The organism is Bacillus sp. SIMBA_031 (assembly GCF_046535225.1).
Lineage (GTDB): Bacteria > Bacillota > Bacilli > Bacillales > Bacillaceae > Bacillus > Bacillus velezensis.
Genome location: NZ_JAWRXC010000001.1, coordinates 287251 through 301878, shown reverse-complemented (window position 1 = coordinate 301878; position 14628 = coordinate 287251). Strand labels below are relative to the sequence as shown.

12 protein-coding genes, 1 tRNA gene and 1 pseudogene are annotated in these 14628 nt (G+C 44.5%); 7 read left to right on the top strand and 7 right to left on the bottom strand.

Annotated elements, in window-relative coordinates:
* Positions 1-2 precede the first annotated feature (2 nt).
* The 5 genes from galE to SB724_RS01600 all read left to right on the top strand — a co-directional run bounded on the left by galE (position 3) and on the right by SB724_RS01600 (position 5974).
* A complete protein-coding gene (gene galE / locus SB724_RS01620; RefSeq protein WP_104843270.1) occupies positions 3-995 on the top strand; it encodes a UDP-glucose 4-epimerase GalE in 993 nt (330 codons plus the stop codon).
* A 1-nt stretch (position 996) separates the two neighbouring features.
* The gene (galT, locus tag SB724_RS01615) at positions 997-2496 is read left to right on the top strand and encodes a UDP-glucose--hexose-1-phosphate uridylyltransferase (protein WP_410569859.1); all 1500 of its coding nucleotides are present in this window, start codon (positions 997-999) and stop codon (positions 2494-2496) included.
* Between the two features lie 51 nt (positions 2497-2547).
* The gene (locus SB724_RS01610) at positions 2548-3660 is read left to right on the top strand and encodes a glycoside hydrolase family 53 protein (RefSeq protein WP_410569857.1); all 1113 of its coding nucleotides are present in this window, start codon (positions 2548-2550) and stop codon (positions 3658-3660) included.
* A gap of 285 nt (positions 3661-3945) precedes the next feature.
* Positions 3946-4419: a MarR family transcriptional regulator gene (locus SB724_RS01605; protein ID WP_410569856.1), complete on the top strand. Its 474-nt coding sequence runs from the start codon at positions 3946-3948 to the stop codon at positions 4417-4419.
* A 142-nt stretch (positions 4420-4561) separates the two neighbouring features.
* Positions 4562-5974, top strand: a complete 1413-nt coding sequence (locus SB724_RS01600) for an MDR family MFS transporter (RefSeq protein WP_410569854.1) — start codon at positions 4562-4564, stop codon at positions 5972-5974.
* 99 nt (positions 5975-6073) lie between these two features.
* On the opposite strand, the gene SB724_RS01595 is transcribed toward SB724_RS01600, so the two are convergent.
* The 4 genes and pseudogenes from SB724_RS01595 to SB724_RS01580 all read right to left on the bottom strand — a co-directional run bounded on the left by SB724_RS01595 (position 6074) and on the right by SB724_RS01580 (position 8785).
* Positions 6074-6355, bottom strand: coding sequence for a putative quinol monooxygenase (locus tag SB724_RS01595; RefSeq protein ID WP_082997856.1), 282 nt, complete (start codon positions 6353-6355; stop codon positions 6074-6076).
* 121 nt (positions 6356-6476) lie between these two features.
* Positions 6477-7397, bottom strand: coding sequence for a class A beta-lactamase (bla, locus tag SB724_RS01590; RefSeq protein ID WP_088462275.1), 921 nt, complete (start codon positions 7395-7397; stop codon positions 6477-6479).
* Between the two features lie 635 nt (positions 7398-8032).
* Positions 8033-8417 (bottom strand): annotated as a pseudogene (locus SB724_RS01585) (hypothetical protein).
* Positions 8418-8419: 2 nt separating this feature from the next.
* Positions 8420-8785 (bottom strand): hypothetical protein, encoded by a 366-nt coding sequence (locus SB724_RS01580; RefSeq protein WP_410569851.1) that lies wholly within the window; start codon positions 8783-8785, stop codon positions 8420-8422.
* A gap of 521 nt (positions 8786-9306) precedes the next feature.
* Between SB724_RS01580 and SB724_RS01575 the strand changes: the two genes are divergently transcribed.
* Positions 9307-11145: a T7SS effector LXG polymorphic toxin gene (locus SB724_RS01575; RefSeq protein WP_349551572.1), complete on the top strand. Its 1839-nt coding sequence runs from the start codon at positions 9307-9309 to the stop codon at positions 11143-11145.
* A 21-nt stretch (positions 11146-11166) separates the two neighbouring features.
* A complete protein-coding gene (locus SB724_RS01570; RefSeq protein WP_007610697.1) occupies positions 11167-11502 on the top strand; it encodes a hypothetical protein in 336 nt (111 codons plus the stop codon).
* A 581-nt stretch (positions 11503-12083) separates the two neighbouring features.
* Here SB724_RS01570 and SB724_RS01565 read toward each other — a convergent pair.
* The 3 genes from SB724_RS01565 to SB724_RS01555 form a co-directional block, all read right to left on the bottom strand.
* Positions 12084-12156, bottom strand: a tRNA-Val gene (locus SB724_RS01565).
* Between the two features lie 138 nt (positions 12157-12294).
* Complete coding sequence (metC, locus tag SB724_RS01560) at positions 12295-13470, bottom strand: cystathionine beta-lyase (RefSeq protein WP_410569848.1); 1176 nt, start codon at positions 13468-13470, stop codon at positions 12295-12297.
* The gene (locus SB724_RS01555; protein ID WP_007610693.1) at positions 13463-14584 is read right to left on the bottom strand and encodes a methionine biosynthesis PLP-dependent protein; all 1122 of its coding nucleotides are present in this window, start codon (positions 14582-14584) and stop codon (positions 13463-13465) included. Before SB724_RS01555 ends, metC begins: the two co-directional genes overlap by 8 nt.
* Positions 14585-14628 lie beyond the last annotated feature (44 nt).

Below are 14628 nucleotides of genomic sequence, written 5' to 3'. Positions count from 1 at the left end.
TCATGGCGATTCTCGTTCTCGGCGGAGCCGGCTATATCGGTTCTCATGCGGTTGATCAATTATTAAACAAAGGATTGAAAACGATAGCTGTGGATCATCTGCAGACAGGCCACCGGAAAGCCGTTCATGAAAAAGCAGTCTTTTACTATGGAGATATCCGTGACAAACCGTTTCTTCGCTCTGTGTTTGCGAAGGAAAACGTAACAGGCGTTCTCCATTTTGCCGCTCAATCTCTTGTCGGCGAATCAATGAAAGACCCTCTTTCATATTTCAATAATAATGTGTACGGTACGCAAATTACGCTGGAGGTCATGCAGGAATTTGGAGTCAAACACATTGTGTTTTCTTCATCCGCCGCTGTATACGGCGAACCTGAAAAAGTGCCCATCACAGAAGACATGCCGGAAAAGCCGGAAAGCGCATACGGCGAATCAAAACTCATGGCAGAAAAAATGCTGAAGTGGTGTGAAACTGCCTGCGGCATAAAATATGTCTCGCTTCGGTATTTTAACGTTGCCGGCGCGAAAACGGACGGTTCCATCGGAGAAGATCATCATCCAGAAACCCACCTTATCCCTATCCTTTTACAAACCGCGCTCGGTCAGCGCGAGGAGGTTTTGATATTCGGCACTGACTATGATACAAAAGACGGCACGTGCATCCGCGATTATGTCCATGTTTCCGATTTAATCGATGCCCATATTCTCGCTCTGGAATATTTGCAAAACGGCGGAGACAGCGGCATTTTCAATTTAGGATCAAGCAGCGGGTTTTCCGTATCAGAAATGGCGGAAGCGGCCCGGCAAGTGACCGAAAGAGACATAAAAGTAAGAGCGGCCGCAAGAAGACCCGGTGATCCAAGCACCCTCATCGCTTCCAGCGATAAAGCGCGGAACATTCTGGGCTGGAATCCGAAACAAACGGACATATCGGAAATCATTGCGTCAGCATGGAATTGGCATCGGCATCATCCAAACGGATACAAGGACAAATGAAATGGAGGCGGCGGTCATTGAAGTTTTTGAATCAGTGGCAGGGTTTCTGAAAGAAAGCACTGTCTTAGGCGACATAAATGAAACAGATGTGATTTACACAAGAAACAGACTTCTCGATCTGCTCGGACTGACGGATTATGCAGAACCGAAACATATCAAGAAACAAAACAGGCTTCACTATTTGGACGAAATGGTGAAAGACGCGGTAAAACGGTCAATCATAAACGATACGCCGGCTGAAAGAGACATGCTGGGAAGCAGAATCATGGACGTGATCACACCGGCCCCTTCTCTGATCAATGCCGCATTCAGCAAATTGTTATCAGATTGTCCGAAAAAAGCAACAGATTATTTTTATAGATTGAGTCAAAACAACGACTATATTAAGACGCGGGCCATTCGAAAAAATATCGTGTACCGCTCACCAACACCTTTTGGAGAATTGGACATCACCATTAATTTACCAAAGCCCGAAAAAGATCCTAAAGACATCGCCGCGGTAAAAAACAGTCCGGAAAACCGGTATCCGACATGCCTGCTCTGTATGGAAAACGAGGGGTATGCCGGAACACCGCATCACCCCGCCCGTTCAAACCACCGCATCATCAGGCTTGACTTAGCGGGAGAACAGTGGGGGTTTCAATACTCTCCTTATGCGTATTACAGCGAGCATGCCATCTTTCTTTCAAGCGTGCACAAGCCGATGAACATCAGCCGCGACAGCTTCAGAAGGCTTCTGGCCATTACGGAAATCTTCCCGCATTATTTCGCGGGATCAAACGCAGACTTGCCGATCGTAGGAGGCTCCATTCTTTCTCACGATCATTATCAAGGCGGCGGCCATGAGTTTCCGATGGCAAAAGCGGGTTCCCTCTACCCTTTTCATATGCGTCATTTTCCAGACGTTCAGGCCGAAGCCGTGAAGTGGCCGGTATCAGTGATCCGCCTTCGCGCAAAAGATCCGGATTTGCTGACAGATGCCGCTGCGTATGTTTTTGAAAAGTGGCGGGAATATTCAGACGAAACCGTCAGCATCATCGCAAAGACAAATGAACCCCATAATACCGTCACTCCAATTGCCAGACGCAGGGGAACGGATTTCGAAATGGATCTCGCTCTCAGAAACAACCGCACCTCCGAAGATTATCCGGATGGCATTTTTCACCCGCATCAAGATGTCCATCACATCAAAAAAGAAAATATCGGTCTGATTGAAGTGATGGGACTCGCCGTTTTACCTCCCCGCCTGAAAGATGAGCTGGCAGAAGTGAAAAAGTATTTACTGAATAAACCTCATGACATCAAAGACATTCATCTTCCGTGGGCTGAAAACATCAAAGCGGATAAAGACGTGACACCGGAAAATGCAGCCGCTGTTATACAAAAAGAAACCGCGAATGTATTTTTACGCGCGCTGACCGATGCAGGCGTTTTTAAAATGACACCCGAAGGAATTCAGGCGTTTCAGCGTTTCACGACGTTATTGGAGAATGGCAGCTGAAACATTCAGAGTGAAATCAATCAACAATCTTTTTTATCAGGAGGTATTGTGATGTTAAAAAACCGATTGAAACGTGTATTTGTAAACGCATTCTGTCTTTCTCTCATTTTCACTGCTTTTACATTCTTTGAGAAGTCTCCTAAAGCAAAAGCGGATGCCCCGTTTGCCTATGGCGCTGATATAGGATGGCTGAAACAAATGGAGGACGAAGGTGTGCGCTGGCTGGATGACGGCGGAAAACAGAAAGATGCCTTGCAGATTCTTAAAGATCACGGAATAAATGCCGTGAGACTGAGAGTGTTTGTGAATCCGCCAAGCAGCTATTATTGGCTGAAAGACGGCACAACATGGACCATGCTCGGCTATAGTGACAAAGCGGGCGTACTTGCGGCGGCCAAAAGGGCAAAAGCGTTAGGAATGAAGGTAATGGTTGACTTCCATTACAGTGATGTGTTCGCTGATCCCGGCCACCAGATCAAGCCGAACAAATGGACCGGCTATTCAAACAGCCAGCTGCAGGCAGCCGTGTATAACCATACGTACGATGTCATGAAAGAACTTAAAAATCACGGCATCTCCCCTGATTGGGTGCAAGTAGGGAATGAAATGAATTCAGGAATTTTACTGCCCGACGGCAGCACGAACGATTTCAGCAAATTGACCGCCTTACTGAACAAAGGCTATGACGCCGTGAAATCCGTCAGCCCGGCCACCAAGGTCATCAGCCATTTGGCACACGGCACGGACAACAGCCTATTCAGATGGTGGTTTGATCAATTCTTTAAAAACGGAGGAAAAACCGACATCATCGGCGTTTCGTTCTATCCCTATTGGGAAGGTAAGCCGTACTGGGAGCTCACCAGCCATTTATCATCTAATTTGAATGACATCGCCTCACGCTACAACAAGGAAGTCATGGTGGTTGAACTGGGCGGAGATGAAAATAATCCGAAAGATTCCTACTGGACCATAAAAGACACCATAAAACTGGTGAAAGCCGTTCCGAACGGCAAAGGAATCGGCGTATTTTACTGGGAACCCGAAGCTCACTCCAGCGTTCTGTCAGACGCGTATCCATTAGGCGCAACCGCCAAAGTGTCTAAAAACGTCTTGAAATACACAACCGCAATTGACGCTTTTCATGACGCCGCAATAGGAAAATGATTGATGCGAATCTCAAGCAGGCTCATTGCGCAGCCTGCTTTTTTATAAGGCTGTAGTGTTGGCCTGTTATGAAACAGAGCAAGTAACGAATACGGAAAGAAAAATACCCGAAAACCCACGTTTCGGTTAAAAAGCCGCTTTTTAAATAGAATACTTCTTCTATCCCCCTCCTTCTTAATTTCTGCGCACTATCTCTCAGTTGCTAAATAACAACTTTACGATTGTTGAAAAAGAAACAAAAATTTTATAATATTGTGTAAGCACCACCGAGCAGGAGGACGGGCCATGGACAAAAAAGAACAGCTCCTCACGAATTTCAGGGACTTTTTTAACAAGATGGTGTGGCTGAATAGGCTGAAGATGGAAGAAAGCCTTAAGGGGCATAAACCTTCTGAAATGCATTGCATCGACTTCATCGAAAAAATTGAAGACGCCAATGTGACTAAACTTGCGGAGTCCCTTTATATGACAAGAGGCGCCATAAGTAAATTAACGAAGAAGCTTATCAATAAAGGCCTTATCGAAAGCTATCAGAAGCCGCTTAACAAGAAAGAAATCTATTTCAGGCTTACTGAGCAAGGAAAAGTCATTTATAAAATTCACGAGGAATTGCACAAAGAGTTTCAAGAACGCGACAAAATCGTGTTTGAACAAGTAACTGATGAACAATTTGACACGATGCTGAACTTCGTGGATACATACAGCAGGCATTTGGATTCAGAAATAAAGAAACTTGGTGCAGACATGAAATCGGAATAAATATGAATAAAACCATAGGCAGCCCTTCTCCATGAAAACGGGCTGCCTTTTTATACCCCTCTTATTGTTGACAAAGAAACAAAATCACTCTATTATTTTGTTGACAAGGAAACAAAGACAACAATTTTGAGAGGAGAATAATATGTCAACACATAAAAGAAAGGAACTTCGGGTGCCAAAAGAAGTTCTCACAGCCGCCTGGGCTATTGCACTGGGAGCAATCGCTCCAATGCTTGACTCTACGATGGTAAACATCGCCATCGACAAACTGACCAAAGACTTCAACACGACATTGGATACCATTCAGTGGTCCGTTACAGGCTATGTCTTAGCACTTGCGATTGCAGTACCCGTATCCGGCTGGCTTATGAATAAATATAACGGTAAGAAAATCTTCATCGGCTCAGTCATCGCCTTTGGTGTCATTTCTGTTTTTGCGGGAATGAGCCGTGACGTTTCCAGCTTCATCTTCTTCCGTTTGCTTCAAGGATTCAGCGCCGGTATTATGACTCCGCTTATGTCAACACTCTTGGTTAAAACGGCAGGTCCGGAAAACCTGGGAAAAGTGATGGCAATCGTCAGCACCCCTATGATCTTCGGCCCGATTTTAGGACCTGTCATCGGAGGCTTCATCGTCCAAGGCGCTTCATGGCATTGGATTTTTTACATCAACGTGTTCATCGTTTTGATTGCTGCACCGCTTATGATGAAAACCATTCCAGACTTTGAACCATTCAACAAAGATCGTAAACTCGATATTTTCGGGATTATCAATTTGTCATTAATGAGCGCGGCATTGATTTACGGTATTACGAAAGCGGCGGATCATGCATCATTTAACAATAGCGACACCATTTTATGGACGGGCATCGGTCTTGTTTCAGCAGCCATTTATCTTGTATATAATCTGATCAAGAAAAACCAAACCGTGCTGCCTATGAATTTGTTTGCAAACAAGAGCTTCTTATCATCTTCGATCGGGTTGTTCTTAGCGAATGTTGCCATCATGGGGCCGATGTTAATACTTCCGCTGTTTTTTCAAAACATTCGTCATTTCACGGCAGTCGGAGCAGCACTCGCTTTAATCCCTCAAGGAATCGGAATGCTCGTGACTCGTCCGCTGATCGGAAAATTGATTGATAAGATCGGTGCGAAATACGTGGTTACGGTCAGTCTTGTTCTTTCGCTGATCGGATCTATTCCGCTTATTTTTATCACCGATAACACAAGTATGATTTGGATTTCCGTCGTATTATTTATCCGCGGCACCAGTTTTGGAGGAATTATGCTCCCATTAATGAGTGACGCTTATACAGGCCTTGACAGCAAACAGCTTCCGGAAGCAGGTGTCGGTATTCATATGATTGAAAACCTCGGTTCCAGCTTTGGGTCAGCTGTGATCGCAACCGTTACCGCAACTGTCATACAAGGATTGCAGCCAACGATTCCGAACAGTTTAAAAGGCTACCATGCCGGATTCTTAGTATCCGTCATCATCCTTGCGGCCATCTTCATTCCAAGTCTGTTCCTTACCCATAAAAAGACTGCGATATAAAGAACTTTTTAAAGTAAAAAACCCTTGCACAGCAAGGGTTTTAGTGAATGAAACTGATGATTGTTGCCGGCAGAGTCAGCCAACAACAGACAAAGCCTTTTACTCAGTCACATTGCTTTTCATTAACCATTCTACTTCCGTTAATTCTTGTTTTTGAACGTCTTTTGTGTGTTTTTTCGTAAAATGGACTTTAACAGCTTCTTCGTTTTCCCAAATCTCCCAAAGCATGATTTTGCGTTCTGATGGTTCGAGCGGATGAGCATGGAACTGAATACAGCCGTCTTCTTTGTTCGTTTCTTCCTCAAGTTTTTTGAATTCCTTCATTATTTCATTAAGGTCTTTATCACTGATGATTTTTAAGCATGCCGTTATGTAATGCATCGAAATTCCCCCTCTTCCCATCTTTTTATGGCTTTACATTATAACATTTATCGAAAAACGAAACCGGCATACCGCATTCTCAACATATAAAAAACCGTCCATAAAAAATGAACGGCAATGTTTATTTAAGAGCATTAAGAGCGACTTTTGCAGTCTCAGCGATAAGAGCATTATTATAACTGGCATCTTCCGTAAACCGGTTTGACAGGATTGCCAAAACAATTGGGGCTCTGTCAGGCGGCCAAACGATCGCAATGTCGTTTCGCGTCCCGTAACTTCCGGCTCCGGATTTATCGCCGACTTCCCATCCTGCAGGAGCGCCTGCACGAATCAGTTCATCGCCGGTAGCGTTGCCCCGCATCCAATCCGTTAAGATCGTGCGCTTGTCAGTCGTGAGAGTGTTACCCAAAGCGAAAGTCTTAAGGTCAGTTGCCAGTGCTTTTGCGGTGCTTGTGTCACGACGATCCCCGGGAATCGCCGAGTTTAGATCCGTCTCGAATCGATCAGCTTTTGTTACATGATCCCCGATCTGTTTCAGTGATTTTTCGAAACCTTTAGGGCCGCCAAGCTGCTGCAGCAATAGGTTCCCGGCGGTATTATCGCTGTAACGGACAGCGGCTTCTGAGATTTCTTTCAGACTCATGCCTGTATCCAGGTGTTTTTCTGTGATTGGAGAATATGTAACTAAATCGTCTTTGCTGTAGCGGATGATGGCATTAAGTTTTTCATTTGAGCTTTTCTTCAGAACAGCAGCCGCGGCCAAAACTTTATAGGTTGATGCGTAAGCAAACCGTTCATTCGGCCGATAAGCAATTGTCTTGTTTGAACCTGTATCAATCGCATAAACCCCAAGCCTGGCATCAAATTTTTTCTCAAGCTGAACAAATTTTTGATTCGTTATACAGCTTGTCATTTTTGTGTTTTCTATAGACTTCGCTTCAGCATGCGCTGAGCCGAATAAAGGATTGAAACCGGTAAAGCTCAAACATAAAAGTCCAATGCATATTCCAACTTGTATTCCCGCTTTATTTTTCACATTCAGGCCTCCTCATTATAATGATTTTGTATACATCTTCTAATTAACATTACAAACAGGATGAAAGTCAATATATTTCCTTTGAGATGTTGTTCATGACAGTTAGGAAATCAGCTGAAATTTCAATTTAAAACACCCCTGAATCTCTTCAATGGATAGTGTTTCTTCCCGTATTTTTCCTTGTATTTCATGCCTTTGACGTAATCCGTATACGTCTGAATATGCTTTTCAGCCATATACATTCACCGCCGCCCCATTCTGATTCGTGTTTATTTCGAAGAAATTTTCTCCTAATAATTGTTTCCCGCTACATTGTTAATTCTTAGTTCAGGCAACTACTTCTGTATTATTTGTTTACATTGCATATCAGCTAAATTTTCATCGTAAGTTGTTATTACTGGTTGCAAGGCATTAATGGGACAAAAGGAGTGTCTCATTATGTTGAGGAATTTTATTCTTTGCTTACAGGTAATACTGCTAATTATTGAAATTGTTGTAAAGATCATCACCCTTTTTGCTTAAGCAGAAATCAAAAAAAGAACAGTAACCAGTATAATAATATTCACTATTAATGCCGGGAGGGATGAAACTCTAACCTCCTGGCTTTTAAAACGAAGTTTGGCGAAGTTAATACGAAGCCCTTACGAAAATACACTCCCCTTAATTTGAAATTTAGCTGATTTAAATGTTTCGATGTAGTTTCGATTGCCGGAATTAGAATAGCATTCCAGCTAGATGACATAGGTTCCTTTCCCAGTCTTATTCCGGATCGTTGTCACGTTGAATGATTTCAGAGGCGTTGCCGTTTTGAATCTGCCCCGTTGTACTAAGTTCGTATCAGTCAGCCCGCCGCCGCTACGCTTCTTGTATACGCCGGCCGTGTAAGTCGCGGCATCCGGAAACACCCGGCCGCTCTACCCGGATTCATTTTGCCATCTGGACCATGCGGCGGAAGCAGGCGGCGCAACGGCCGCCGCTCCCATAAGTAACACAACTGATAAATGATTGACTGAATAATTTTTTCACCGTCATTGCTGCTTCCCCTGCTTTTTATATTCTGCGATTTCCTTAGGGGTAGCCTTTCGGACTCCGTCTGTGTCTGTCCTGTTTGCCACTTGAACGCCTTCCATGTTTTTTATCTCGCTGACTACTCCCAAATGCTCTAAATACACATGATCACCAATCTTGAAACGATTCTGTTTGGCCCGCTCCTCTGTCATGCTCCTGTATTCAGTCGCGGCTTTCATTTTTAATTCAGCCAGACACATTTGACAAAGGGTTATTGTTACAGAATTGCCGTTAAAATCAGTAAACGAAACCGATCTGACAGATTCCTTTTCCGGGTGCATCGTGCATGTTTTCTTCATAGGTGATGGCCGTGTAAATTCAATCATGCCGCTTCCTCCTCAAAAAAGTCTTTTCGTCCCTCTCACATAACTCCGGATGAACGGGAAGTTCCATACACCCGCATTCGAACTGTCACAACACATGGAGATTGCCTTTCCTTCGCCGTCTGACGTATTTTCATACATCCTTCATAGCTGTAAGCCTATATTCCTTTATATTCCCAATGCTTGCCGTACTTCCCTGTTAGGTTGAAGTTTCTAAAGCTGTTGACCAGTTGCCGCATGTTGGTTCCGTGCGAAAAGCCGTTTGGGCCGCCGTATCCCAATTCATACAGGTGAATTTCAGCCCTCTCATATGTGTGTATGCTTTGTAAAGGAGGTGCGTCACATGATGTTCTAACAACCGATTCAACCTGAAGCTAACTCTTCCCCAATTTCCGATCATAAAATAAGTAAATTTACCCAGAACAAATTAATCATTTTGCACTTTCAAAATACTTATTTGTCTTTCCCTTCATTCTTCCATGGTAATATCTTGTTGAAGTATTTCGAATGAAAGGATTATGGTCATGAAAGTTTTCAAAGCAACCACCCTCCTCGCCGCCGCCAAACAGCGCGCGGGTGAATATAAAGAACTGCGCGGTCAGATGGTCAACCTGAAAAAAGCGTTTCAAGGCATGGCTGATCTTGGTGACAATGATTTCTCAGGCCGGGGCGCTGACAACATCAAAGCTTTTTTCAAGGACCACGCCGGCGTCACAAACAGCTGGCTTGATCTGATCGACATGAAAATCGCATTTCTCACAAGCCTTCCCGGTAAGGTCGAAGACGCCGGACTTTCCAATTCGCATGTGGAGGAATCATTTCTGGAGCATGAGCTTACCCACGCCCTCAGTAAATCAAAGGCGATTATGGAAGAGCAAAAAAAGGACATGGGGTCCATCCTCGGAGAGATCGAAGACATCATCTCGCTCGAATTATTTTCAACCGAAAGCACAGATCAGAAGCTTTCTTCAGCTGACAAAAAAAGAAGCGAAACGATACATAAGCTCGGCAAGCTTGATCACGATCTAACGAAGGAATACACAGAAACCGAAGCGAACGAAAATTTCATCCAAGCCGACTTTGAGCAGCTCCAAAACGCCACAGGCAAAGGAAAAAGCGCCACGCCGCTTCACTACAACGCCAAAGCGTACCGTGAAAGCGACATTCATAAGAAAAAAGGCGATATCGCAAGACATTCGGATGCTTATTTGACGATTAAAAAGGAAGAAGCGAAAGAGCGTGAAATTAATGACCTAAAGAAAAAGCTGGCCGATGGTGTCACCGATCCGGATGAATATTTGGAAATCGCGAAAAAGATTGGCTATGAAAACCTTGAACCCGCTCAGGTGGAATATGTGATGCAGCTCGAACAGGCAAAACAGCTCGAAGAAGTCGGAGAAACGGCATGGGACATCGTCAAAGGAATAGGCGTCGGCCTTTATGATGTCGGGAAAGACACAATAACCGGCGTCAAAGATCTGGCTGTCGGCGCATGGGATTTTTACCATCTCTCTGATGAACAAAAAGTCGCTAAAACCATATCGGCTGTATTGAACACGCCCTCCTACGCAAAAATCATATGGACAAACCTGGCGGATTCATGGAATGATAAAATGGTTAACGGGGATGCGTATTCAAGATCACATTACATCACCTACGCCATCGGGAGCATTGTCGGACTCAAAGGTTCCGGCTCAGCTGTGAAAGTCTCAAGCAAACTCGCGAAAACAGGTGCCGCCAAAGTGGATAACGTCTTGGAAGCCGGAGAAAAAGCGGCTGCAAAACATGTGAAGACCGGGATTGAAAAAGGAAAAGACTATATCAATTCCGTTTCGAAAAATAAGTACCAACCCGCACTTGCCGGAATAGCACAGGATATTGAAAATACTCACAATGTGAAGAATACGCCTTTGTTGAAAAGTATTATTGAAGATCAGAAAGAGAGTGTTCTCAGTAAATCTGTGACTTCAAATTTTAGTACTGGAAAAAGCAAGTATACCGCCGATACAATGAAACATATTTATCATGGAGAAGTTAATAAACGCGGTAAAGCAGTTGGCTACCACCATGAAAGCATGATGGGCGGGAAGATTATACCAGGTACAGAAAAGAAACCTGACAAAAATGGAGTGTATATGGCGAAAGTTGAAGTCGGGTCTGTAAAAAAGATAGCGGATTCAAGTTTCTTTCCAAGAGAATGGAACCGCGCTGATGTATTAAAAGCAATTGACGAAGCTTATCATACTAGAAAACAAGTACGTTCAAATAAGTATAGGGGAATCACTTCAACAGGAATTAAAATTGAAATGTATTTAAATAGTGACGGAACAATAGCAACAGCATATCCGTTATATAAAAAATAATCTTAAAGGTGACCGTGACACATGAAATATTCATACAGGTTTGATAAAGATCCATTTGGTGATATAAAAATAGTTCTACCAGAAGAAATCAGCATTTTCTCTGACTTCATTGAAAATATTACCACAATAGAACAAACTGATGAGTATATAGAATACATTCAGAATGTTTTAAATGGGATACATGAGGATTTTGAAATTGATTTAAATGGGATAAGTGTATTGATAAAAAAAGATGTTACCGATGTTGAAAACCCTTTTTTAATCGATGACCCTTATAAAAACTCAATAGAAACAGACCAATTTAAAGAGTTGTTATTAATATGGAGAAATAAAATTCCTGAGATATTTAAAGATTAAGTACATTCATTATTCTACGAGCCGGTATTCAAATTTCCCAGAGGACCAAAATATTAAAGCCTTCTCATAAGAGAGGGGCTTATATAGTGCATGAAATTTGAGTAACATGTCAGACAGCACTTGCCGAAAAGGTCGGAAAGTATAGTTCTGTTCTGAGTGATCCAAAAAACATTAGTAAAATAAAAAAGGCTCTCCAATCCTGATAGTGGACCTCCTAATGCCTTAAACAAGTTACAGAACAAATAAAACAACACATTGAATGCCTCAAGATAAAAGAAAGCCCTTCTCTTATGAGAAGGACTTTATCTATGTTTTCAATAGGATAGACTGTCTTCAGTCCGTAGAAAAGCACATCGAGATTGCTCGTAGTATTCCGTAAAGTACGTTCCTTTTTGACAAGTTTTCCTGTTCTATTTGCGGACATATTACCGCCTCCGTTCGGTTAAGTCACCGAAATAAAACCGCTACCTTGTCGTTGGTAGGACCGCTTCCCTGCGCCTTAATACGCCTAAGTCATCGACTAAGTCAACGTAATAAAAAACGGCTAGAAACGTTGATATAACGCCTCTAACCGCCGTGGATGATTCCGACTGGGCTCGAACCAGCGACCTCTACCCTGTCAAGGTAGCGCTCTCCCAGCTGAGCTACGGAATCATGATATGTATGTGTTGCTGGGTATGTTGTTGTCTCTCTGACATTTATAATTATATATCCTGATTTCTCATTCGTCAACACTTTTTTTATCTAAAATAAAAAAAGGGCGCGTCGCAAAATTGACGGCGCCCTTTTCGTTTATGATCTCACTTGGGCGGGGGTTATTTTTTTCAATGTCTGTTCGAAGTCCCGTTCTAAATCTTCGGCGTTTTCGACTCCGACGCTCAGGCGCAGAAGGCCGTCTGTGATGCCGCGTTTCTCCCTCTCTGCTTTCGGCATGGCGGCATGCGACATGGCTGCAGGGTATGAGAGAATGGACTCGACAGCGCCGAGGCTGACGGCAAATACCGGAAGCGATACGTTTTCGACCAGCTTTTTGACGGCTTCTTTGCTTTCCAATTCAAAGGACAGGACGGCGCCCGCTCCGCTCGCTTGACGTTTATGGGTATCAGCTCCCGGGTGTCCGGCAAGGCCGGGATAGTAAACGTTTTTGACGGCAGGATGCCCGTTAAAATAGGCAGCCAGCCGCTCAGCCGTCCGGCTCGCTTTTTCCAGTCTGACCTGCAATGTTTTTAAGCCTCTCAAGACGAGCCAGCAGTCCTGAACGCCGAGCACCGCTCCAAATGAGTTTTGCAGCTTATACAGCTGATTGCCGAGCTCTTCATCCTTTACGGCGGCAAGGCCTGACAGCACGTCACTGTGGCCGCTTAAAAATTTCGTCGCGCTGTGGAGCACGATATCTACGCCGAGATCAAGCGGACGCTGCAGAGCAGGCGTCATGAAAGTATTGTCAAGGTATGTCAGACAGCCGTGATCCTTTGCCAGTTTGACGACGCCCTTAATATCCGTGATGCCGAGCGTCGGGTTTGACGGTGTTTCCATATAGATGGCTTTCGTATTCGGCCGGATGGCGCGGGCGACAGCTTCTGTGTCCGTCATATCGACAAAGGTATGTTCGATCCCGAAACGGGACAGAACCTCAGTCACCATGCGGAATGTTCCGCCGTACACGTCCTCCGTGACGAGGACATGGTCGCCTTGGGATAAGAGCAGAAATGCCGTCGAAATCGCCGCCATACCGGAGCTGAAAGCAAAACCTCTCGTTCCGCCTTCAAGACCTGCGATCGTTTCTTCAAGCGCTGTTCTTGTCGGTGTGCCTGAGCGGCTGTAGTCATATGTCCCGAATTCTTCAAATGAAGACTGATGGAATGTGGAAGCATGCTGGATCGGGACGCTGACGGCTCCGGTGGCTCCGTCTGTTTTAAATGGATTGTGCACGAGCTGGGTTTCCAGCGTCCAATTGTGATTACTCATATGACACGGCCCCCTCTTTTACTTGCTGTAATGCCTGCTTTACATCCCGCTTCAAATCTTCTGCATGTTCAATGCCCACTGAAAATCTCAGCAGACGGTTGCAGACACCGTTTGCGATACGGATGTCTTCCGGAATGTCCATGTGCGTCTGTGTCGCGGGGTATGTAATAAAGCTTTCCACCCCGCCGAGACTTTCTGCGAAACAGATCGTTTTCAGCGCCTTTAAAAACGGATTGACCCATTCCTCTTTTTGCAGCCGGAAAGACAGCATCCCGCCTTTTCCGGGATATAACACGTCGGCGATTTCTTCTTCCTGTTCTAAAAATTCTGCAAGTTCACGGGCGTTTTCTTCATGACGGCGCATTCTGAGTCCGAGTGTTTTCATCCCTCTCATTAAAAGCCACGAATCAAACGGCGGGAGAACGGCGCCGATCGCATTTTGGTGATTAAACATGATCTCGCCGAGCTCTTCATCCTTAACGACAGCCAGACCGGCAAGGAGATCATTGTGCCCCGCTAAATATTTTGTGGCGCTGTGAATGACGATGTCCGCTCCCAGTTCAAGCGGGCGCTGTAGCACCGGGGTATAAAACGTATTATCCACAATTAAAAGCAGGCCGGCTTCTTTCGTAATCCGGGCGATTTTTTCAATGTCCGCCTCCTGCATTAACGGGTTTGTCGGTGTTTCAACAAATACCGCTTTCGTATTTTCCGTTATTTTGGAGCGTAAACAGTCTTCATCGCTGAAATCATCGTAAATAAAGCTTAAGCCGTATTTTCTCCATTCGTTTTCAAACAAACGGTACGTGCCTCCGTATAAATCGGAGGATACAATCAATTCATCCCCGCTTTTAAACAACGCCATAATGGTTTGAATGGCTGCCATTCCCGAGCTGAAGGCAAATCCTCTCGCACCGTTTTCCAACACGGCGATGGCGTCTTCGACGAGCTGGCGTGTCGGGTTTTTCGTGCGCACGTAATCAAAACCTGTAGATTCTCCTATTCCTCTATGGCGGTAAGCGGTGGACAGATAAATCGGCGGACTGACCGTTCCCGTTGCTTCTTCGCTTCTATTTCCGATTTGGGCTAATTTTGTATCAACATGCTGCGTCATCAGTAAGCACCATCCTTTTTCAAAAATAAAAAAGCCCCCTCTTC